This window comes from Rhodococcus sp. DMF-1 (assembly GCF_021441945.1).
Taxonomy (GTDB): Bacteria; Actinomycetota; Actinomycetes; order Mycobacteriales; family Mycobacteriaceae; genus Rhodococcus; species Rhodococcus ruber.
In genome coordinates this window covers 4,928,709-4,949,235 of sequence record NZ_CP090442.1, presented here as the reverse complement: position 1 = coordinate 4,949,235, position 20,527 = coordinate 4,928,709, and the positions used below count along the sequence as shown (strand labels likewise).

Below are 20,527 nucleotides of genomic sequence, written 5' to 3'. Positions count from 1 at the left end.
AGGTGCCCGGGCCCGGTCATGTGTGCGCCGGCTCGCGGGTGGGCTCGGGGGCGGTCAGCTCACGGCGGAGCTTCTCGCCCTCGACGTCCACGTTCGGCAGGATGCGGTCCAGCCACTTCGGCAGCCACCAGGCCTTGTCGCCGAGGAGCGCCATCACCGCCGGGATGATCACCATGCGCACGACGAACGCGTCGAAGAACACGGCGGCGGCGAGCGCGAAGCCGATCGACTTGATGAACGAGTTCGGTTCCGCGATGAAGGCCGCGAACACCGAGATCATGATGACCGCGGCGGCGGTGACCACCCGGGCGCCGTGGGCGAACCCGATCCGCACGGCCTCCTTCGCGGAGGCGCCGTGGACGAATTCCTCCCGCATGCGGGTCACCAGGAAGACCTGGTAGTCCATCGCCAACCCGAACACCACACCGATGAGGAAGATCGGCATGAAGCTGACGATCGGCTGCGGGTTGGAGACGAGCCCGCCCCAGCCCTCCTGGAAGACCGCCACGGTGGCGCCGAACGTCGCCAGGACGCTGAGCAGGAATCCGAGGGTCGCGGTCAGCGGCACCAGGATCGACCGGAACACGAGCATCAGCAGGATGAACGCGAGCCCGACGACCACCGCGAGATACGGGACGAGCGCGCTCTGCAGGGTTTCGGACACGTCGCCCTCGAGGGCGGTCTGTCCGGTGATGCCGTAGGAGACGCCGATCTCGTCGTTCAGCTGGGCCTCCTGGTCGCGGATGCTCGAGACGAGATCCATCGTCGCCGGCTCGCTGGGGCCCGACCGGGGGGTGACCATGATCTGCGCGGTGTCACCGGCCTCGTTGACCGCCACGACCTGGGCGTTGACCACCTCGTCCTGCTCGTACAGGCGCTGCACGACCTCCCCGAACGCCTCCTGCGGCGCGACGGTGGTCTCGCGGGCGTCGGCGACGACGAGCAGCGGACCGTTGCGGCCGGGACCGAACGCCTCGTTCACGAGGTCGTAGGCCTGCCGGGCGCTGGTCTTCGGGTCGCCGGTCGCCTCGGTGGGCAGGGCGAGCTGCAGGTTCGCGCCGGGCAGCGCGAGGATGCCGAGCAGCAGCACGCCGGCGACGAGCGGGATCAGCGGCTTGCCGGTGGCCCAGCGGATGTAGCGCTGGGCGGCGCTCGGGGTGTCGGTGTCGGCCTCCGGATCGTGGTCCTTCAGGCCCGGGATGCGGCCGGCGAACGCCTTGCGCCCGAACAGGCCGAGGATCGCGGGCAGCAGGCTGATCGCGATGAGCACGGCGATGAACACCGTGAATGCGGCCGCGTACCCCATCGCGGACAGGAACGGGATCCCCACCACGCTGAGCGCCATCAGGGCGATGATCACGGTCAGGCCGGCGAACACGACGGCCGAGCCTGCGGTGCCCACGGCACGTCCGGCCGCCTCGGCCCGGTCGGCGGTGACGGTGATCTCGTGGCGGAACCGGGAGACGATGAACAGCGAGTAGTCGATCGCGACGGCGAGACCGATCATGATCGCCAGCGTCGGGGTCATCGAGCTCAGGTCCGCGAAACCGGTGGCGACGGTGATTCCGAGGCTGCCGATGGCGATGCCGATGATGGCGGTGATCAACGGCAGGCCCGCGGCGACGAGCGAGCCGAAGGTGATGGCGAGGACGACGGCGGCGATGCCGATGCCGATGAGTTCGGTGACGCCACCGGGCATCTCGGCCTCCGCGGCGGCGGTTCCGCTGACCTGGACGTTCAGCCCTGCGTCCCGGCCGATCTCCGCAGCCGCGGCGATCTGCTCACGCATCGTGTCGTCGACGTCGCCGAAGCCGCCCTCGAACGGGACGGTGACGAAGCCGACGGTACGGTCCGGGCTCAGCGGCGACAGCGCGGCCGCGTCGGCGAGCGCGGTCTCCTCCGGCTTGCCCTGCTGCTCCGCGGCGGCCTTCATCCGTTCGACGAGACCGGCGTTCGCGGCGACGGGGTCGACGAGGACGGCGGCCTGCTGCTCGGGGGTGGCGACTGCCGGGTCGATCTTGGCGGCAGCGGCCACCTTGTCGATGCCGCGGATCGCCGCGAGCACCTCGTTCATCGCCGCGAGGTTCTGCGGTTCGTCGAGGGTCCCGCCTTCGGGGGCGGCGAACACGTAGCGGGCACTGAGCGCGTTCATCGGGTCCTCGGCGTTCGGGAACCGTTCGGCGAGCAGGTCCTGCGTCTGCTGCGCGGGGGTGCCCGGGATGGAGAACGAGTCGGTCGTCGGCCCGGACAGGGTGGCCGCACCCACTCCGAAGAGGACGAGGATCGCCAGCCAGAGGGAGAGGACCGTGCCTTTTCGCCGATAGGCGAACTTGCCGATCCGATAGAGATAGGTCGCCACGGGGAACCTCGTCTTCCGGATGTGTCGTGCAGATGTCTTAGGAAAGGCCTTGTCGCAGTTGCTCGAAGGCGGCTCGGACGAGCTCCTCCGGGGACGTCGCCCCCGAGGTGCCGGCGAGCCACAGTTCGACTGCCGACTTCATGGCCGAGACCGCGGCGTAGCGGACCAGGCTCGGATACAGGTCGACCCGGGGGTCGGTGCCGGTGCGCTCGGCGATGGCCTCGACGAGCAGTTGCGAGGCGCGCACTTCCATCTCGACGCGGCGCGCCAGCAGGGCGGGGCTCTGTTCGAGCAGCTCCATGGTCGTGCACAGCTCGACGAAGTCACCGCCGGGATCCGAAACTATTTCCCGTGCAACGGCTTCCATCGATTCCCACACGGGCTCACCGGCGGGCCGCGCGTGCAGGCGCCCGACCCACGCGTGCACCAACCCCTCGAGGTGCGCGAGGACGGCCTCTTCCTTACCGGCGAAGTAGTTGTGGAAGGTGCGGGTGGACACCCCGGCCCGGGCGGCGATGGCGTCGGCCGTGACACCGTCGAGCCCCCTCTCCCGCGCGAGGTCGGCCGCGGCCGCGACGAGCGCTGCTCGCGTGGCGGCCTTCTTGCGGTCGCGCAGGCCGGGCGAAGTGGTCACGTCTTCCACGGTACGCACCTTGCAGAGTCCTGCAAATTTGCAGAGTCCTGCAAGAATATGTGTTTGCCCACACCGCTCCGCACGGTGTGGCGGCGCTCACGTGCGGCGTCGCTCCCAGGCGCCCGGATCGGCGGTCAGGTCGGACACGAACCCGGGAAGATCGTCCGCGACGACGTCGGCGAGGGTGACCTCCTCGAGGACGGCCCGCAGATTCACCCGCACCGCGATCCACACGTCGCGCAGGCGTTCGGCCGGTCCGGTGTAGACCACGTCCTCCGGCCGCTGGCCGCGCACCGACGCGAGCGGGCCCTCCACGGTGCGGATGATGTCCGCGACGGAGATCTTCTCGGGCGGCCGCGCCAGCCAGTACCCACCCTCCGGGCCGCGGCGACTGCGCACCAGCCCGCCCCGGCGCAGGTCGCCGAGCACCGCCTCGAGGAACTTGTGCGGGATGTTCTGCGCCCGCGCCAGGTTCTCGGCCTTGGCGGGCGCCTCGCCTGCCGCCGCGAGTTCGAGCAGCGTGCGCACGGCATAGTCCACCCGGGCGGTGATGTGCACGTCGCGCTCCTCGGTTCGATCCTGCGCCGCCGGCGGCGACGGACACAGAATTCCTACCAAACCGGGGGAAAAGCGCGCGAGTCCCGTCCCGCGATCGCCGGTCACGCGGTGACCGTGCGCCGACGCGCCGACGCCGCACACAGCGCGAGCCCGACGACGACCCATGCGCTCAGCACCAGCACCGCCGTCCCACCGCCGTGTCCGTCGAAGAAGGCGACCGAGCGGACCACGGTCCCCGCGGCGCCCGGTGGCAGCAACTGGCCGAACGCACCCCATCCCTGCGGCAACCACGCCGCGGTGGTCGCGAAGCCCGACAGCGGGTTGCCGACGAACAGCATCAGGACCGCACCGGCACCGAAGCCGGGCAGGCCGAAGAGCGACTCGAGGCCCAGCAGGGGCAGCGAGACGGCGGCCAGGCTCAGCGCGAGCGCCCCCGCGGTCGCCCAGTAGTTCCCGGTCAGGCTGCCGAACCCGAACTGCAGGACGGCAGTGAGAGTCAGCCCCGCGAGCACCGCGAAGCCGATCGCGCCGAGCACGCGCAGGCCGACGCGCCCGGGGAACAACCTGACGAGCGCGATCGCCGGCACCAGACCGCCGAGAACCAGGGGCAGGGCCAGCGAGTTCAGGCCGGCCCCGGCCGGGTCGTCGGCGGGCAGCGGCACGACGTCGCGCACGGGGACGGGCCGCCCGAGTGTCTGCGACAGTCCGGCGGCCGTGGCGGTCAGCACCTGCGCGACGGGGGCCCCGCCCGCGCCGGCGACATACATCGCGGGCCCGTCCGGTTCGACGGCGAGACCGCCGACGACCGCACGCTGCTCGATCGCCGTGCGCAGCGCCTCCACGTCGTCGTATCGCTGTGGCGAGAACGCGCCGGGCCGGGCGTCGGCGAGACCGGCCTCGATCCGGGCGACGGCCGGATCCGGCCCGGCCACCCCGATCTTCAGCCCGTGCGGGCCGCTCTCGACCGCCGGGGCGGCGAAGGCGAACAGCATCAGGGCGATCACGGCGGTGAGCGCGAGCACGACACCGACGACACGAACTGCGTCGGGCGGAGCGTGCCGGGCGGTGGCGGGGTCCGGGGAGGAGGTCGGGGCGGCCATGACGACTCCTTGAAGTGGAGGATTGCTCTCCGTTTATGTGGAGTATATTCCTCCGGTAGGAGCGGGGATGTCAACCCGCCGACCACAGGAGAGTGCATGCGCGCCGACGCCGCCCGCCGACGCGAGGCCCTGATCCTCGCCGCCCGCGACGTGCTCGCCGAACGGGGACACGACGCGCCCCTCGACGCCATCGCCGAGCGTGCCGGCGTCGGCATCGCCACCCTCTACCGCAACTTCCCCACGCGCGACGATCTCGCGCACGCGGTGGCCCGTCGCACCCTCACCGAAGCGGGCGCGGCCGCGGATCGCGCCCTCGCCGCGATGGTGTCGGATCCCGAAAGCGCCTGGGCCGAGTTCGTCGACACCGCCGTCCGGCTGCGGCTCGGCGCCCTGATTCCGGCCCTCATCGTCGAGAGCTACCGGGAACTGCCCGGTGACGTCCTCGAGATCCGGGAGGGCACCAAGGCGCGCGTCACCGAACTCGTCCACGCCGCACAGCGAGCAGGCCTCGTCCGCGACGACGTCCAGCCGATCGAGGTGATCATGGCGGTCGCCCGGCTCACCCGCCCCCACGTGCGGTTCGTCGACGACGTCGTGCCCGGCCTCGTGCCCCGGATGATCGCGATCTACCTCGCCGGCCTGCGCCCCGACGGCCGGCCGCTGCCCCGGTGACCGCCGGACCTCCGTAGTGACCGGCAACACATTCCGGTAGATTGGACGCCTGTTCACATCACTCCCGGAGGACCGAATGTGGGAGACCCTGACGGCGTCCTGGGCGTCGCTGCTCGAGCCCCTGCACGACCCCGTCGCGCTGGCCATCCCGGCGTTCCTGCTGTTCCTCGCTCTCGAGTGGGCCGCCGCGCGCACGCTCGAGCACGTCGAACCCGGGGCCGACGGGCACACCCGCCCGCCCCGCGGTGGCTACGAGGCCCGTGACGCACGCACGAGCATCTCCATGGGACTCGTCTCCATCGGCACCAGCGCCGCGTGGAAGGTGCTGGCTCTCGTCGGCTACTCGGCGATCTGGGTGTATCTCGCACCGTGGCACCTACCGGCGGACGCCTGGTACACGTGGGCGATCCTGATCCTCGGCATCGACGTGCTCTACTACTGGTACCACCGGACGGCACACCGGGTGCGCCTGGTGTGGGCGACCCACCAGGCGCATCACTCGAGCGAGTACTTCAACTTCGCCACCGCCCTGCGCCAGAAGTGGAACAACAGCGGCGAGATCCTCATGTGGCTGCCGCTGCCCTTCCTCGGCATCCCGCCGTGGATGGTGTTCGTCGGATTCTCCGTCTCGCTCGTGTACCAGTTCTTCGTGCACACCGAGCGGGTGGGCACGCTGCCCCGGCCCGTCGAGTTCGTCTTCAACACCCCGTCGCACCATCGGGTGCACCACGGCTGCGACCCCGAATACCTCGACCGCAACTACGGCGGCATCCTGATCCTCTGGGACCGCCTGTTCGGCACCTTCCGCCGCGAGACCCACCGTCCCACGTACGGACTCACCAAGCCCGTCGGCACCTACAACATCTGGCGGCTGCAGACGCACGAATACCAGGCCATCGCCCGCGACTGGCGTACCGCGACCCGCGGGCGCGACAAGCTGGGGTACGTGTTCGGCCCTCCGGGCTGGGCGCCGTCGCGCCCGGCCACGGTCACGAGTGCGCAGTTGTCGTCACGACACGCCGGGTGACCCGACGAGAACTGCACATTCGACGAACGACAACGGCCCCGATCCGGTGAATCGGATCGGGGCCGTTCGTGGCGGTGGCGGAGGGATTTGAACCCTCGGACGGGGGTTACCCGTCACACGCTTTCGAGGCGTGCTCCTTAGGCCGCTCGGACACGCCACCGCCCACGACTTTACCGGATTCGGTCCCGGAGTTGAAATCCCCAGGTCACGACGGTTCCGGGAGCCGCTGCGCGCGGAAGAAGTCCTCGAGCACTGCGGCGCATTCCTTCTCGAGGACCCCGCCGCGCACCTGCGGACGATGGGTGAGCCGGCGATCACGCACCACGTCCCACAGCGACCCCACCGCACCCGTCTTCGGCTCCCACGCCCCGAAGACCACGCGATGCACCCTGGCCAGCACCAGCGCGCCCGCGCACATCGTGCACGGCTCCAGCGTCACGGCCAGCATCGTGCCCTCGAGGCGCCAGCCGTCGCCGTGCACCTTCGCGGCCGCGCGTAGCGCCAGGATCTCCGCGTGCGCCGTCGGGTCGCCCGTCGCCTCCCGCGAATTCGCCGCCCGGGCCAGTTCGGTCCCGTCGGCGGCGAACAGGACGGCACCCACCGGCACGTCCCCGGCCGGCGCCGCGGCGGCCGCCTCCAGCGCGGCCCGGATCAGCGCCTCGTCGTCGCGCAGGCCCATCTAGCGGCGCAGCTTGTCCAGCGCCGTGGCGAGCACATCGTCGAACCCGAGCCGCTGGGCGATCTCGTCGATCTGCTCGTCCGGATACAGGTCGGTCTCGGCGGCGATCACCGCCAGCACCGGCTCCGGCAATCCCAGGTCCGCCAGGATTCCCAGGTCGCCCTCCTCCCACGGCTCGATGTCGTCGAGCTCGTCGGGGTCGATGTCCGGGATCTCGATGTTCAGCGCATCGAGCACGTCGGCGGCGATGTCGTAGTCGACCGCCATCGTCGCGTCCGACAGCAGCAGACGCGTGCCCGACGGGGCCGGCCGGACGATGACGAAGAACTCGTCGTCCACGTTGAGCAACCCGAAGATCGCCCCGGTGCTGCGCAACTCGCGCAGCTCCCGGTCGGCCACCTCGAGGCTCGTCAACACCGCCGCCGACAGTGCCTTGCACTTCCAGCGACCGTCCTCCCGCGTCACGGCGACCCCGAACCCGTCGAGATCCTCGGTCGAACTCACGGAGGGACTCTTGTTCCCCGCACGCTGCGCAGCCATGGGCGCAACGGTAGTCGGCGCGGTCCCGTGAATGAAGTCCAGCGGGCGATGTGCCAACCTGGTCGGGTGCCCACCTCCGCGTCCACCCCGCCCGTGTGCGTACTCGGCCTCGGCCTGATCGGCGGATCGTTGCTGCGTGCGGCCGTCGCCGCGGGCCGCGAGGCCTGGGGGTACAACCGCTCGCCGGAGCCCGTCGAGGCCGCCCGAGCCGACGGATTCGACGCCTCCACCGACCTGCCGGCCACGCTGCGGCGCGCCGCGGAATCCGACGCCCTCGTCGTCGTCGCCGTGCCCGTACCCGCAGTCGGCGCCGTGCTCGCGGCGGTCGCCGAGCACGCCCCGCACGTGGCGCTGACGGACGTGGTCAGCGTCAAGTCGCAGGTCGCCGCCCTGGTCGCCGCCCACGGACTCTCCGCACGCTTCGTCGGGGGCCATCCCATGGCGGGCACCGCCGAGTCCGGGTGGTCGGCGGGATTCGCGGAGCTGTTCCGCGACGCGGTGTGGGTGGTCACCGTCGACGAGGGCACCGACCCCGACGTGTGGACGCAGGTCGCCGAGCTCGCCCTCGACTGCGGTTCCGTCGTCGTACCCGCGGAATCGGGCGAGCACGACGCGGCGGTCGCCCGCGTCTCGCACCTGCCCCATCTGCTCGCCGAGGCGCTGGCACTGTCCGGGGCCGCCGGCGGCGACCTGGCGCTGGGTCTGGCGGCGGGATCGTTCCGCGACGGTACCCGCGTCGCCGGGACCACCCCCACGTTGGTCGACGCGATGTGTGAGGGCAACGCCCCGGCGCTGCTCACGGCCCTCGACGAAACCCTCGAGGTGCTGCGGGTCGCTCGGGAACAGCTCGCCGACGGCAGCACCGCCGAGCTGACCGCCGCTGGTCACGCCGCCCGGCGACGGTTCGAGCAACGCGACCGCCGACCCGTCACCGGCGTCGTCCCCGGCGACGACGACTGGCTCGCCCGACTGCGCGAGGCGGGTCGTCGCGGCGAGGTGTGGACGCGGTGACGCTGCGCGACACCACCGCGGCACTCGCGAAAGGCGAGCTGACCGCCACCGAACACGTCCGGCAGGTGCTGGCCGACCTCGACGCCCTCGACGGCACGCCGTGGTCGAATCTCGTGGCCGCCCGCAACGACGGCGCGGCCCTCGAATCGGCGGCCCGCGCCGACGCCGAGCTCGCGGCCGGCAACTGGATCGGTCCGCTGCACGGTGTCGCCGTCGCCGTCAAGGACAACATCGACGTCGCGGGCATGCCGACCCGCTGCGGCAGCAAGGTCCTCGCCGACGCGGCGCCGGCCGCGCAGGATGCCAGGATCGTCGAGCGGCTCCGCGAGGCCGGCGCCGTCGTGGTCGCCAAGACCCACCTGCACGAGTTCGCGTACGGGCCCAGCGGCCTGGTCAACGCGGCCGGGCCGGCCCGGCACCCGCACGATCCCACCCGCATCACCGGCGGCTCGTCCTCGGGGTCGGCGGCGCTCGTCGCCAAGGGCATCGTGCCGCTGGCACTGGGCACCGACACCGGGTGCAGCGTGCGCACCCCGGCGGCGCTGTGCGGCGTCGTCGGCCTCAAGCCCACGTTCGGCGCGTTGCCGGTCGACGGGGTCTTCCCCCTGTCCACCACCTTCGATCATGTGGGCCTGCTCGCCCGCGACGTCCTCGACGCGGCCCTGGCCTGGGGCGCGCTGCCCGGAATCGCGCACCTGCGCACACCCGTCTCGGGACTGCGGGTCGGACGGCTGCGCGGCGGCATCTGGGACGTGCCCGCTGCGTTCGAGTCCGCGCTCGACGACGCCTGCCGCACCCTCACCGATCTCGGTGCCGAGGTGCGGGACGTGCCCCTGCCGGAAACCGACGACCTCCTCGGCGTCTATCCCGTCGTCACCGGCTCGGAGGCGTACGAAACCCATCAGCGCTGGTTCGAGAACGACCCGGACCTCTACCAGCCGGCCACCGCGGCGCTGCTCGCGGCTCAGCGGGACCGTCCGGCGACGGACTACGTCCGGGCCGTGCGGGCGGCCGTCCGATTGCGCCGCGACGTCCTGCGCCGGCTACGGCGCGACGACGGGCTGGATGCGCTGATCACCGTCACGACCCCGCTGCGCTCGGCCGCGCTCGACAGCGATCCCGCGGCGCTGCGGGGGCCACTGCTGCAGATGTGCATCCCGTTCAGCGTGCTCGGCGTACCGGCGGTGTCCGTCCCTGCTCCGGGCGGCGGTGATCTCCCCATCGGCGTACAGGTGGTCGGGCTGACCTCCGGGACCGGCGGGCACGGCAGTCATCCCGGCGAGTCCACGGCTCTGGCACTCGCGATGGCGGTGGAGGGCACCGACCTCTCCTGACCGACCCGTCCTAGATCCGTCCCGCCAGGCCGGGGTAGTTCACGACGAACCCATCGCCGTCGACCGTCACCGACGAACTGGACACCGGGGACAGGACGTGGATGCCGTCGGCTGCGCTGCTGTAGACGAGCGTGGCCTCCTCGATGCCGAGATCGAGCAGATTCACGTAGACGACCGGCACCTCGAGTTCGTCCGCGCCGGACTGCAGCCCGTAGCGGCGGATCGGCAGCGCATTGAAGAACGGGCTGAGGATGACGTCGACGTCGAGTGCACCGCCGAACGCCGACCGCTGGTGCTGGGTGCCGTTGTCGACCATCCAGATGCCCTCCTCGGACCGGCTGATCGACATGTGCCTCTCACCGGCGGCCAGGGTCGTGCGCACCGACAACCGGCGCGTGACACCGTTCTCGTCGGTCACGAGGTCGTACGACGCGCTGAACGCGGGATGCTCCGCGCACTGCGCGCCCACGATCCGGCCCGCCGCCTTGATGCGATCGCCGCTCAGTTGGACACGCACCGACTCCATCCGAGGAACGTCGTACGCCCGCCACGTCAGAATCGCGGGCCAGTTCGATGCTGGGCTCGCCGCAGACCGCGCGGCATCGGGGACTGGGATGCTCACGTGTCTACGTTAAGCGACGAGCCACTCCCGGGGAGCAGGGGTGCCGGGAATCGTGCCCTTCGTGTAGCACACGACCCCTTCGAACGTGTCTGCCGTCACACCACGGGGACATGTCCGCGACACCACGACGGGGTGTCCGCACGGTGACCGACCTCCTTGTGCGGCGCGTTTGAGCACGTAACCCGCTGCCCGGGAAAGACTGGCCTACAGTCGCCTCATGCGTACCGTGTGGACAGTTCCTCAGAACATCGCCCAGATCCTCCTGGAGTCCCCCGAGATCCAGATGTTCCTGACCAGCAACGAGCTGCCCGACACCGCCGCGGACCCTCGCCGGCGGCTTGCCGAGTTCACGCATGCGCTCGCCGCCCTGGCCCGCCACACCGGACGCACCTTCGGCTCTGTCGATGCAGCCAACCGCGAACTGTTCGGGGGCTCCGCCGGAACCGTGCCGGTGGCGCTGCGTCTGGCCGTCCTGCGCGAGATCGTCACCGACGTCGACGACCGCACCCCCACCCCGGACCCGCTGCCGGCGACGGTCGTCGAACAGCTCGGTGCCTACGTGTACGCCCTCGTCGACCCGCGCGACCATACCGTCCTGCACGTCGGGCAGGGCCGCGGGAACCGGCTGTTCGTCCTGACCTGGACCGCGCTCGGCGAAGACCACAAACTCGCCGCCGGCGGCGAAGCCGCGCCCGCACAGACCCCCGAAACCGACGCGGCCGTGCGCCGGATCCGTGCCGTCTACGACTCCGGCTACTCCGTAGGTCACTACGTCGTGGCCGACCGGGTGGCCCCGGCCGTGGACGCCGATCACGCCGCCGGCTTCACCGCGCAGGCCCTCGTCTCGGTACTGGGGTTGCTCGAACCGCACGACGGCGAGATCGTGCTGACCAATCTCGTCGGCGCCACCGAGGAATCCGACCGGGTGGCCCGTCCCGTCGAGGAGTTGATTCGTCAGTACTCCGCGGAGGCCGCACCCGAGCTGCCCACGCCGTGCGTCGTGCTCCGGATCACCGAGGCGAAATCGGCGTCCGCCGAGCAGGTCCGTGGGCTCGCCGACCGTCCGTGGCCGGCCGGAGCGTCGGCACGCCGGATCGACGGCCTGCCCATCCTGGTCGTCGCCGACAACATCGTCCGCGGCGCCTACCGGGCCACCGGGTGGGAAGCGGCCTCCCGCACCGAGGACAACGGCGGCACGATCCTCTACCGCTTCCTCGGCGACGCCGATCCCGAACTCGAGAAGCTCTTCGTCGACACCCGTCTGACGCCGGATCGGCTGGGGCTCAAGCGCTGGCCGTCCCACGGCTGGGCGCCGCGACTCACCCGGGCCCTGCCCCACAGGCCGAGACCCTGATCCTGGTCCGGGCCGTGTCGTCACGGCCCGGACTTCCTACCGACGGTTCTCCCGGATCACCTGCCGCTCGGGGTGAGAATGGGTGCGTGCAGGTCGTAGTAGTGCACATCGCCCTGTAGCCGCATCTCCTCTTCCAGCAGCGGCCGCAGATCGTCGGGTATCTCCATCCGTTCGTGGGCACGCGCCTCGTCCTCGGACGAGAAGTACATGGTCTCGACGTACCCGTCGTCGCCGTAGGTGGCGAACGTGCCGCCGATGATCTCGGGTCGCAACTGATGCACCCGTTCCTGGCTCTGCACGAGCAGGCTCTTCATCCGCCCGACATCGGGGCTGTGCCCCTCCATCACCTGAACGAACCCTGCGGTGTCGGAGCCACCTTCCATCCACACCTCGACGTCGCGGCAGTCGTGGACGACGATCTCGCCGTCGAAGCACTGCTCCGCCTCGGCCCACCACTCGCCCTGCTCCGGACGTTCACTGTTCCGGCGGGCCGCCTCTTCCGATTCGAACCGGGCCACCGACACGAAGGTGCCGTCGTCACTGAATCCCGACGTGCTGCCCAGATAGCCCACGGCGCCGGGGCGCAGCTCGTCCGTCCACCGCTGCAGGCAGTCCTTCAACCCCTGCTCGTCGCGGACCTTTCCCTGCCAGACCTGAATGAACATCTCCATCGCCTCCGCGTGCGGGACGAGCCCGCACCCAAACGATTTCCGTGGCCGACCCGTCGCCGTCCACCACCGACGTCACCCGACGGCCGGCGATCGCGACCACCGTGGAGTCAATGATTCGCCTGTGCCGGACCGCGGACAAGAGCGGACGGGCCGGAACATGCAGAAATGCCGGAAGCCCCCCGACGAGGTCGGGGGGCTTCCGGTAACGGGTGTTCGGCGGTGTCCTACTCTCCCACACCCTGTCGGGTGCAGTACCATCGGCGCAGACAGGCTTAGCTTCCGGGTTCGGAATGGGACCGGGCGTTTCCCTGTCGCTATGGCCGCCGTAACTCTGCGAAACGTCACGCATCAGAGTTCTCGAATACCCTTGTCGGGCTTCGGTATCTGATGTGTGTGCTGTTTCAGATACCGCACAGTGGACGCGTAGCTTCTTCGTGGTAAGTCCTCGGCCTATTAGTACCGGTCACCTGCATGCGTTGCCGCACTTCCAGTTCCGGCCTATCAACCCGGTGGTCTGCCGGGGGCCTTACCCCTCGAGGGGGTGAGAAACCTCATCTTGGAACAGGCTTCCCGCTTAGATGCTTTCAGCGGTTATCCCTTCCGAACGTAGCCAACCAGCCGTGCCCCTGGCGGGACAACTGGCACACCAGAGGTTCGTCCGTCCCGGTCCTCTCGTACTAGGGACAGCCTTCCTCAAGTTTCTAACGCGCGCGGCGGATAGAGACCGAACTGTCTCACGACGTTCTAAACCCAGCTCGCGTGCCGCTTTAATGGGCGAACAGCCCAACCCTTGGGACCTACTCCAGCCCCAGGATGCGACGAGCCGACATCGAGGTGCCAAACCATCCCGTCGATATGGACTCTTGGGGAAGATCAGCCTGTTATCCCCGGGGTACCTTTTATCCGTTGAGCGACACCGCTTCCACATGCCGGTGCCGGATCACTAGTCCCGACTTTCGTCCCTGCTCGACCTGTCGGTCTCACAGTCAAGCTCCCTTGTGCACTTGCACTCGACACCTGATTGCCAACCAGGCTGAGGGAACCTTTGGGCGCCTCCGTTACATTTTGGGAGGCAACCGCCCCAGTTAAACTACCCACCAGGCACTGTCCCTGAACCCGATCAGGGTCCGAGGTTAGAGGTCCAATACGATCAGAGTGGTATTTCAACAACGACTCCACGGTAACTGGCGTCACCGCTTCACAGTCTCCCACCTATCCTACACAAACCGAACCGAACACCAATACCAAGCTGTAGTGAAGGTCCCGGGGTCTTTTCGTCCTGCCGCGCGTAACGAGCATCTTTACTCGTAATGCAATTTCGCCGAGTCTGTGGTTGAGACAGCAGAGAAGTCGTTACGCCATTCGTGCAGGTCGGAACTTACCCGACAAGGAATTTCGCTACCTTAGGATGGTTATAGTTACCACCGCCGTTTACTGGGGCTTAAATTCTCAGCTTCGCGGATCGCTCCGCTGACCGGTCCTCTTAACCTTCCAGCACCGGGCAGGCGTCAGTCCGTATACCTCGTCTTACGACTTCGCACGGACCTGTGTTTTTAGTAAACAGTCGCTTCTCTCTGGTCTCTGCGACCACCCCCAGCTCCGACCGCGAAGGTCTTCACCAGGGCCGGTCCCCCTTCTCCCGAAGTTACGGGGGCATTTTGCCGAGTTCCTTAACCACAGTTCTCTCGATCGCCTCGGTATTCTCTACCTGACCACCTGTGTCGGTTTGGGGTACGGGCCGTGTGAAAGCTCGCTAGAGGCTTTTCTCGGCAGCATAGGATCATGGAATTCGCCTCATTCGGCTACGCATCACCTCTCAGGCTCGTGCGACACGGATTTGCCTATGTCACGCCCTACAGGCTTACACCGGTACAACCACTGACCGGCCCCACTACCTTCCTGCGTCACCCCATCGCTTGGCTACTACCACCGAAGGTCCCGTGCAGCAGGATCCCGTCTCCCGAAGGAGATCGATCACCCTTTGGACGGTTAGTACCGATGATTCACCAGGGGCGCGTTCACACGGGTACGGGAATATCAACCCGTTGTCCATCGACTACGCCTGTCGGCCTCGCCTTAGGTCCCGACTCACCCTGGGCGGATTAACCTGGCCCAGGAACCCTTGGTCATTCGGCGGACGAGTTTCTCACTCGTCTTTCGCTACTCATGCCTGCATTCTCACTCGCGCCGCCTCCACACCTGGATCACTCCGGCGCTTCCCCGGCGGCACGACGCTCCCCTACCCACCCACACCACTGCACCCGTCTCCGCAGAAACGAGTGGGTGTTGTGTGAGTGCCGCGGCTTCGGCGGTGTACTTGAGCCCCGCTACATTGTCGGCGCAGAACCACTTGACCAGTGAGCTATTACGCACTCTTTCAAGGGTGGCTGCTTCTAAGCCAACCTCCTGGTTGTCTCAGCGATCCCACATCCTTTTCCACTTAGTACACGCTTAGGGGCCTTAGCCGGCGATCTGGGCTGTTTCCCTCTCGACTACGAAGCTTATCCCCCGCAGTCTCACTGCCGCGCTCTCACTCACCGGCATTCGGAGTTTGGCTGATTTCGGTAAGCTTGTGGGCCCCCTAGACCATCCAGTAGCTCTACCTCCGGTGAGAAACACGCGACGCTGCACCTAAATGCATTTCGGGGAGAACCAGCTATCACGGAGTTTGATTGGCCTTTCACCCCTACCCACAGCTCATCCCCTCAGTTTTCAACCTAAGTGGGTTCGGGCCTCCACGACGTCTTACCGTCGCTTCACCCTGGCCATGGGTAGATCACTCCGCTTCGGGTCTAGAACATGCCACTGATACGCCCTGTTCGGACTCGCTTTCGCTACGACTACCCCACACGGGTTAACCTCGCGACATGCCACTAACTCGCAGGCTCATTCTTCAAAAGGCACGCCGTCACCCCCAGCAGACCGAACTGCTCGAAGGCTCCGACGGATTGTAAGCGCACGGTTTCAGGTACTATTTCACTCCCCTCCCGGGGTACTTTTCACCTTTCCCTCACGGTACTAGTCCGCTATCGGTCACCAGGGAGTATTCAGGCTTATCGGGTGGTCCCGACAGATTCACAGCAGATTTCACGGGCCCGCTGCTACTCGGGTATCCGAATCGACAGTCACCGTGTTTTCGTCTACGGGATTCTCACCCTCTACGACGGGCCGTTCCAGACCACTTCGACTAACACAGGCGATTTCTCACTGTCGGCCGGTGCGGCAGCACCGACACATCGAACCCCACAACCCCGAACACACAACCCCTGCCGGGTATCGCATGTGCCCGGTTTAGCCTCTTCCGCTTTCGCTCGCCACTACTCACGGAATCACATGTTGTTTTCTCTTCCTGTGGGTACTGAGATGTTTCACTTCCCCACGTTCCCTCCACACGCCCTATATATTCAGGCGCGGGTAACACGACATCACTCGTGCTGGGTTTCCCCATTCGGAAATCCTCGGATCACAGCTCGGTTGACAGCTCCCCGAGGCATATCGCAGCCTCCCACGTCCTTCATCGGCTCCTGGTGCCAAGGCATCCACCGTACGCTCATAAACACTTACAACAAAGATGCTCGCGTCCACTGTGCAGTTCTCAAACAACACACAACAACCGATACTGGGGAAAGAAGAACCCTTCCCGTTCCCGGTCATCGTCGCTGACAAAACACTCGCGTGTTCTCTCAGGACCCAACAGTGCACCGATATAACTCTCTTCCCGCCGGCACTCGGACCGGCGGTGACGAAGAAAATACCTGTCAGCGTTCCACCCATGAGCTCCTGCCGTTCCACGTGTGGGAACGAAACAGTCTCTGCCCGAGAGGCATTCACCTGTGTGAACCCTCACCGGGAGAAGTGCTCCTTAGAAAGGAGGTGATCCAGCCGCACCTTCCGGTACGGCTACCTTGTTACGACTTCGTCCCAATCGCCGATCCCACCTTCGACGGCTCCCTCCCACGAGGGGTTAGGCCACCGGCTTCGGGTGTTACCGACTTTCATGACGTGACGGGCGGTGTGTACAAGGCCCGGTAACGTATTCACCGCAGCGTTGCTGATCTGCGATTACTAGCGACTCCGACTTCACGGGGTCGAGTTGCAGACCCCGATCCGAACTGAGACCGGCTTTAAGGGATTCGCTCCACCTCGCGGTATCGCAGCCCTCTGTACCGGCCATTGTAGCATGTGTGAAGCCCTGGACATAAGGGGCATGATGACTTGACGTCGTCCCCACCTTCCTCCGAGTTGACCCCGGCAGTCTCCTGCGAGTCCCCACCATTACGTGCTGGCAACACAGGACAAGGGTTGCGCTCGTTGCGGGACTTAACCCAACATCTCACGACACGAGCTGACGACAGCCATGCACCACCTGTACACCGACCACAAGGGAAACCCCATCTCTGGGGCGGTCCGGTGTATGTCAAACCCAGGTAAGGTTCTTCGCGTTGCATCGAATTAATCCACATGCTCCGCCGCTTGTGCGGGCCCCCGTCAATTCCTTTGAGTTTTAGCCTTGCGGCCGTACTCCCCAGGCGGGGCGCTTAATGCGTTAGCTACGGCACGGATCCCGTGGAAGGAAACCCACACCTAGCGCCCACCGTTTACGGCGTGGACTACCAGGGTATCTAATCCTGTTCGCTACCCACGCTTTCGCTCCTCAGCGTCAGTTACTGCCCAGAGACCCGCCTTCGCCACCGGTGTTCCTCCTGATATCTGCGCATTTCACCGCTACACCAGGAATTCCAGTCTCCCCTGCAGTACTCAAGTCTGCCCGTATCGCCTGCAAGCCCGCAGTTGAGCTGCGGGTTTTCACAGACGACGCGACAAACCGCCTACGAGCTCTTTACGCCCAGTAATTCCGGACAACGCTCGCACCCTACGTATTACCGCGGCTGCTGGCACGTAGTTGGCCGGTGCTTCTTCTGTACCTACCGTCACTTGCGCTTCGTCGGTACTGAAAGAGGTTTACAACCCGAAGGCCGTCATCCCTCACGCGGCGTCGCTGCATCAGGCTTGCGCCCATTGTGCAATATTCCCCACTGCTGCCTCCCGTAGGAGTCTGGGCCGTGTCTCAGTCCCAGTGTGGCCGGTCGCCCTCTCAGGCCGGCTACCCGTCGTCGCCTTGGTGGGCCGTTACCCCACCAACAAGCTGATAGGCCGCGGGCCCATCCTGCACCGGAAAACCTTTCCACCCCGGAACATGCATCCCGAGGTCCTATCCGGTATTAGACCCAGTTTCCCAGGCTTATCCCGAAGTGCAGGGCAGATCACCCACGTGTTACTCACCCGTTCGCCACTAATCCACCCAGCAAGCTGGGCTTCATCGTTCGACTTGCATGTGTTAAGCACGCCGCCAGCGTTCGTCCTGAGCCAGGATCAAACTCTCCGTTGAAGACTCTCAATCAAACCCCGAAGGGCCGATCAGCCATAAGCGTAGAGCCGAATCACTAGCAAAAAACTCAAACTAGCAAAAACACTGACCACCACAGACGGAAGAATGCGGCAGCCAGCAACGATCATCACGACGCCTCATCGGCTTGACACCATGGTCGGCGTCTGATCTGATCGCACCAAATAAAAAATTTGGCACTGACATTCATCGGCACACTGTTGAGTTCTCAAAGAACACGCACACACCATCGCTCCGCACCTTCAGTGCCTTGCTCCGGGGCAACCGTTCCAGCCTAACATCGGGGGCCTTCGGAGTCAAAACTCTGCGGCCGATCCGATCTCGGGGCGATTGGAAACCTTACCAGAAGGTTCTCAATCAAGGTAATCAGGCGCCTGCGTCCAACCTCGTTGTCCCGAGCCCCTGCGGGCCGGGTCGGTGTCCGTGTCGCTCTGACCTGGAATAAGTTACGTGAACATCCGGCTGTACGCCAAATCGCCAGCTCAGAGCCATCATTTGCGCTCGAGTACGTGTGTTTCCGGGACGCGGAACCGTCCTGTGCCCGGCTGCGTCTCATCTACCGAGGGCTACGTGCCACCCACTCAGGTACAGGAGACCCATGAGCGGCTTTCCCGCAGAGATCGTCGAGCCGGCCCGGATGGATGGCCCCGACCCGCGTTCGCTCGCGGCGGCGCTGTGCGCCGCCGCCTGCGACGACATGCTCGACACGCTCGACGAGGTCCTCCTCGAGCTCGACGCAGACGCGTCGGACGGCTGTGCGTGTGACGTCGCACCGCGCGTCGCCGCAAGGATCGCGACCGTCGTCCGGATGAAGGCCGCGTTCGAGTCGTCGCGTCCCCTCGGGTAGCCGTGCCGGCTTTCGGCGACAGTGATCACGGCATCACGCGTCGCGGCACGGGCCGCCCGATTTCTCGAGTAACGTGCTCCGTGAGCAAAGCGAGAAAGGGTGCCGTGACGTCGACCGGGAACATGGTGGGATTGTTCGCCGGAATCGGCGGACTCGAGCTCGGACTGGCCGAGCACGGCTGGCGCACCGAACTGCTCTGCGAGATCGACGCCGGAGCGCAAGCCGTACTTCGCGCTCGCTTCACCGACGTGACGCTGCACACCGATGTCACGCGCCTTCGTTCCCTTCCTCAGGCAACCGAGATCGTCACCGCGGGCTTTCCGTGCCAGGACCTGTCGCAGGCCGGCCGGACCGCCGGCATCACCGGCTCCCGGTCGGGCCTCGTCGACGAGGTGTTCCGGTTGGTGCGGCGCAAGCAGGGACCGCGCTGGCTGCTCATCGAGAACGTCCCCTTCATGCTGCAACTCGGCCGCGGCGCCGCGATGCGTCACATCACCGACGCGCTCGAAGATCTCGGGTACGCGTGGGCGTACCGGGTCGTCGACGCCCGCGCGTTCGGACTTCCGCAGCGGCGACAGCGGGTGCTCATGCTCGCCTCGCGGACCGACGATCCCCGCGCGGTGCTCTTCGGCGAGGACGCCGGTGCCCCCGCGGAAGGCGATCCCGACACCCACCCGTGCGGCTTCTACTGGACGGAAGGCGTACGCGGTCTGGGCTGGGCGGTCAACGCCGTGCCCACCCTCAAGGGCGGGTCCACGGTCGGCATCGCCAGTCCGCCGGCGGTGCGGTTGCCGTCGGGAGAGATCGTCACGCCCGGTCTGATCGACGCCGAACGGCTCCAGGGCTTCGACCCGGACTGGACCGCACCCGCCACCCAGGCACCGGGCGTTCGGACCGGGCATCGGTGGCGGCTCGTCGGCAACGCCGTGAGCGTCCGCATGGCCGCCTGGGTCGGGGGACGGCTCGGCCGGCCCATCGACTACTCCCCCGACCACGAGACACCGCTGCGGCCGGGGGACCCCTGGCCGAGTGCCGCCTGGGGGGCCCGGCGACGAGCGTTCCGGGTGCACGAGTCGCACTGGCCGGTCCAGGAGCCGTACGAGGACCTCGCGGGATACCTGGAGGACGCGCGACTGCTGTCCGCACGGGCCACGGCCGGATTCCTGCGGCGGGCCCGGTCCGGCAACCTGAGATTCGTGCCCGGCTTCCTCGACGACGTCGAGTCCCACCTCGACCGCATGGGCGGCTTCCCCGAAGCCGCGGCCTGAGGACGGATCCGGCTGCCGTGCCCTCCACCGACCCGCAGACCAGCGCCCGGATGAGACGGCAGCGACGCCGGGACACCGCCCCCGAGGTGGCCCTGCGCCGGGAGCTCCACGGGCGCGGGGTGCGCTACTTCGTCGATCGGGCGCCGCTGAAGGGCATCCGTCGACGCGCCGACCTGGTGTTTCCGCGTCGCCGAGTGGCGGTGTATGTCGACGGGTGCTTCTGGCACCGTTGCCCGCAGCACGCCACCGATCCGAAGAACAACGCCGAGTGGTGGGCCGCCAAGCTCGCCGCCAACGTGGCCCGGGACCGGAATACCGACGCCGCGCTCGCCGCGGCCGGGTGGACGGTGGTGCGGATCTGGGAGCACGAGAATCCCGCGGAGGCCGCGGACCGGGTGCAGGCCGCATTGTCCGCGACCGAACCGGGTACTGCCGATTCCTGAC

At 67.3% G+C, this 20,527-nt stretch carries 16 protein-coding genes, 1 tRNA gene and 3 rRNA genes; 8 read left to right on the top strand and 12 right to left on the bottom strand.

Features of this window, described 5'->3' with window-relative positions:
- Positions 1-16: 16 nt before the first annotated feature.
- The 4 genes from LZP97_RS22655 to LZP97_RS22640 form a co-directional block, all read right to left on the bottom strand.
- Positions 17-2,359, bottom strand: coding sequence for an MMPL family transporter (locus LZP97_RS22655; RefSeq protein ID WP_017681609.1), 2,343 nt, complete (start codon positions 2,357-2,359; stop codon positions 17-19).
- 37 nt (positions 2,360-2,396) lie between these two features.
- Positions 2,397-2,993 carry a TetR/AcrR family transcriptional regulator gene (locus LZP97_RS22650; RefSeq protein WP_026137973.1) on the bottom strand — a complete coding sequence of 199 codons (597 nt, stop codon included), beginning with the start codon at positions 2,991-2,993 and terminating at the stop codon, positions 2,397-2,399.
- A gap of 96 nt (positions 2,994-3,089) precedes the next feature.
- On the bottom strand, positions 3,090-3,551 hold the full coding sequence (locus tag LZP97_RS22645) for an RrF2 family transcriptional regulator (RefSeq protein ID WP_010594854.1): 462 nt from the start codon (positions 3,549-3,551) through the stop codon (positions 3,090-3,092).
- Between the two features lie 101 nt (positions 3,552-3,652).
- On the bottom strand, positions 3,653-4,651 hold the full coding sequence (locus tag LZP97_RS22640) for a hypothetical protein (RefSeq protein WP_010594853.1): 999 nt from the start codon (positions 4,649-4,651) through the stop codon (positions 3,653-3,655).
- 96 nt (positions 4,652-4,747) lie between these two features.
- Between LZP97_RS22640 and LZP97_RS22635 the strand changes: the two genes are divergently transcribed.
- Positions 4,748-5,323: a TetR/AcrR family transcriptional regulator gene (locus LZP97_RS22635; protein WP_040273540.1), complete on the top strand. Its 576-nt coding sequence runs from the start codon at positions 4,748-4,750 to the stop codon at positions 5,321-5,323.
- A gap of 76 nt (positions 5,324-5,399) precedes the next feature.
- Positions 5,400-6,350, top strand: coding sequence for a sterol desaturase family protein (locus LZP97_RS22630; protein WP_010594851.1), 951 nt, complete (start codon positions 5,400-5,402; stop codon positions 6,348-6,350).
- Between the two features lie 69 nt (positions 6,351-6,419).
- On the opposite strand, the gene LZP97_RS22625 is transcribed toward LZP97_RS22630, so the two are convergent.
- The 3 genes from LZP97_RS22625 to LZP97_RS22615 form a co-directional block, all read right to left on the bottom strand.
- Positions 6,420-6,510 (bottom strand) — tRNA-Ser (locus tag LZP97_RS22625).
- A gap of 45 nt (positions 6,511-6,555) precedes the next feature.
- On the bottom strand, positions 6,556-7,029 hold the full coding sequence (locus LZP97_RS22620) for a nucleoside deaminase (protein ID WP_017681613.1): 474 nt from the start codon (positions 7,027-7,029) through the stop codon (positions 6,556-6,558).
- Complete coding sequence (locus tag LZP97_RS22615; RefSeq protein WP_017681614.1) at positions 7,030-7,569, bottom strand: tRNA adenosine deaminase-associated protein; 540 nt, start codon at positions 7,567-7,569, stop codon at positions 7,030-7,032.
- A gap of 48 nt (positions 7,570-7,617) precedes the next feature.
- Between LZP97_RS22615 and LZP97_RS22610 the strand changes: the two genes are divergently transcribed.
- Positions 7,618-8,580 (top strand): prephenate dehydrogenase, encoded by a 963-nt coding sequence (locus tag LZP97_RS22610; RefSeq protein ID WP_040273537.1) that lies wholly within the window; start codon positions 7,618-7,620, stop codon positions 8,578-8,580.
- The gene (locus tag LZP97_RS22605; protein ID WP_010594848.1) at positions 8,568-9,914 is read left to right on the top strand and encodes an amidase; all 1,347 of its coding nucleotides are present in this window, start codon (positions 8,568-8,570) and stop codon (positions 9,912-9,914) included. Before LZP97_RS22610 ends, LZP97_RS22605 begins: the two co-directional genes overlap by 13 nt.
- A 10-nt stretch (positions 9,915-9,924) precedes the next feature.
- Here LZP97_RS22605 and LZP97_RS22600 read toward each other — a convergent pair whose 3' ends face one another.
- A complete protein-coding gene (locus tag LZP97_RS22600) occupies positions 9,925-10,536 on the bottom strand; it encodes a putative glycolipid-binding domain-containing protein (protein WP_072786589.1) in 612 nt (203 codons plus the stop codon).
- 217 nt (positions 10,537-10,753) lie between these two features.
- On the opposite strand from LZP97_RS22600, the gene LZP97_RS22595 reads away from it, so the two are divergent.
- Positions 10,754-11,890, top strand: coding sequence for a GIY-YIG nuclease family protein (locus tag LZP97_RS22595; RefSeq protein ID WP_010594847.1), 1,137 nt, complete (start codon positions 10,754-10,756; stop codon positions 11,888-11,890).
- A 56-nt stretch (positions 11,891-11,946) separates the two neighbouring features.
- Here LZP97_RS22595 and LZP97_RS22590 read toward each other — a convergent pair whose 3' ends face one another.
- The 4 genes from LZP97_RS22590 to LZP97_RS22575 form a co-directional block, all read right to left on the bottom strand.
- On the bottom strand, positions 11,947-12,555 hold the full coding sequence (locus tag LZP97_RS22590) for a hypothetical protein (protein ID WP_026137974.1): 609 nt from the start codon (positions 12,553-12,555) through the stop codon (positions 11,947-11,949).
- A gap of 217 nt (positions 12,556-12,772) precedes the next feature.
- Positions 12,773-12,889, bottom strand: a 5S ribosomal RNA gene (gene rrf, locus LZP97_RS22585).
- Between the two features lie 105 nt (positions 12,890-12,994).
- Positions 12,995-16,127 (bottom strand): 23S ribosomal RNA (locus LZP97_RS22580).
- A gap of 300 nt (positions 16,128-16,427) precedes the next feature.
- Positions 16,428-17,950: ribosomal RNA gene (locus LZP97_RS22575) — 16S ribosomal RNA — on the bottom strand.
- The 16S, 23S and 5S rRNA genes sit together here, the layout of an rRNA operon.
- A 616-nt stretch (positions 17,951-18,566) precedes the next feature.
- Between LZP97_RS22575 and LZP97_RS22570 the strand changes: the two genes are divergently transcribed.
- The 3 genes from LZP97_RS22570 (at position 18,567) to LZP97_RS22560 (ending at position 20,526) form a co-directional block, all read left to right on the top strand.
- On the top strand, positions 18,567-18,815 hold the full coding sequence (locus tag LZP97_RS22570) for a hypothetical protein (RefSeq protein ID WP_010596142.1): 249 nt from the start codon (positions 18,567-18,569) through the stop codon (positions 18,813-18,815).
- A gap of 122 nt (positions 18,816-18,937) precedes the next feature.
- Complete coding sequence (locus LZP97_RS22565; RefSeq protein WP_017682066.1) at positions 18,938-20,083, top strand: DNA cytosine methyltransferase; 1,146 nt, start codon at positions 18,938-18,940, stop codon at positions 20,081-20,083.
- A gap of 17 nt (positions 20,084-20,100) precedes the next feature.
- The gene (locus LZP97_RS22560) at positions 20,101-20,526 is read left to right on the top strand and encodes a very short patch repair endonuclease (RefSeq protein ID WP_010596144.1); all 426 of its coding nucleotides are present in this window, start codon (positions 20,101-20,103) and stop codon (positions 20,524-20,526) included.
- Position 20,527: the final 1 nt, after the last annotated feature.